The 1,614-nt window shown below is 68.5% G+C and carries 1 protein-coding gene; it reads left to right on the top strand.

What is annotated here, in order from left to right:
• Positions 1-166 precede the first annotated feature (166 nt).
• The coding region (locus AB0G47_RS40835; protein ID WP_360781182.1) for an amino acid adenylation domain-containing protein at positions 167-1,614 on the top strand (1,448 nt) is incomplete at its 3' end.

Here is a 1,614-nt window from a genome sequence, read left to right as displayed (position 1 = left end):
CGCCACCACCCACCCAAACCAACCCATCAACACCATCAACATCCTCACCCCCACCGAACAACACCAACTCACCACACACTGGAACAACACAGATACCCCCACGCCTGACGCCCTCGTGCCGGAACTCTTCGCGCGGCAGGTGCGTCGCGCTCCGCACGCCACAGCGGTGAGAACCAGCACAGAGGAGCTCAGCTACAGTCAACTCGACCAACGAGCCACCCAGTTGGCGCGTCTGCTCATCGACCGGGGCGCAGGCCCCGAGCAGCGCATCGCCCTGGCGCTGCCTCGCACGGTCGACATGACGGTCGCCGTTCTGGCGGTGCTCAAGTCGGGTGCGGCGTATGTCCCCATCGACCCGGACTACCCCACCGACCGCATCCGCCACATGCTCACCGACGCAACACCCGCCTGCACCATCACCACCAGGGACATCGCAGCCACCCTGCCCCCAGACCCCGCACACATCCTGCTCGACGACACCACCCTCCGCGACACCCTCGCCGCACACAGCACCAACGACATCACCGACACCGACCGCACCAGCCCCCTCCTCCCCACCCACCCGGCATACGTCATCTACACCTCCGGCTCCACCGGCACCCCCAAAGGCGTCATGGTCAGCCATGCCGGAGTGCCGAATCTGGTGCAGGCCCAGTCCAGGCAGATGGGCATCGGCCCCGGAAGCAGGATGCTGCAGTTCGCCTCCTTCAGTTTCGACGCGGCTGTGTGGGAGCTGATGGTGACGCTCACGACCGGGGCGACCCTGGTGATCGCCGTCGCCGACCGCCTCCGGAACATGGAACAACTCGCCGCTTCCTTGCGGGACTTCGACATCACGCATGTGGCTCTGCCACCCGCTGTCCTGGACACGCTTCCGCCGGAATCGCTCTCACCCGACTTGAACGTCGTGGTGGCCGGCGAGGCGTCATCGGCAGCGCTCGCCGAGCGGTGGGCCGATGTCTGCCGAATCTTCAACGCGTACGGTCCGGCCGAGGCCACCGTGTCCGTCACCACGAGCCCGCCCCTGAGGGCCGACGGCGCGACTCCCCCGATCGGCGGTCCGATTGCGAATACGCGGGTGTATGTGCTGGGCCCGGACCTGTGTCTGGTCCCGCCGGGTGTGACGGGTGAGCTGTACGTCGCCGGGGCCGGTCTGGCACGCGGCTACCTCAACCGGCCGGATATGACGGCGGAACGGTTCGTGGCCTCCCCGTTCGGTACGGCCGGTGAGCGCATGTACCGGACCGGCGACCTCGTCAGGTGGCGGGCAGACGGCCGCCTCGAGTTCATCGGGCGCGCGGACAACCAGGTGAAGATCCGCGGCATCCGGGTCGAGCCGGGCGAGATCGAAGCCGCTCTCGCCCGGCATGAATCCGTCGCACAGGCGGCAGTGGTCGCCCGCGAGGACCAGCCCGGCCGACCGCAGTTGGTGGGCTATGTGACCCCGGCCCCTGACGCCGCCGAGAACGGCAGCATCGAAGGCGCCGAACTGCGCCACTTCGTGTCCGCGCTGCTGCCCGACTACATGGTCCCCGCCGCCGTACTCGTCCTGCCCCGGCTGCCGCTGACCGCCAACGGGAAGCTCGACCGCAGGGCGCTGCCCGCCCCCGACTT

It is taken from the genome of Streptomyces sp. NPDC021622 (assembly GCF_040640795.1).
Classification (GTDB): domain Bacteria; phylum Actinomycetota; class Actinomycetes; order Streptomycetales; family Streptomycetaceae; genus Streptomyces.
Note: the sequence above shows the minus strand (reverse complement) of the source record. Positions and strands in the feature narration are given on the sequence as shown.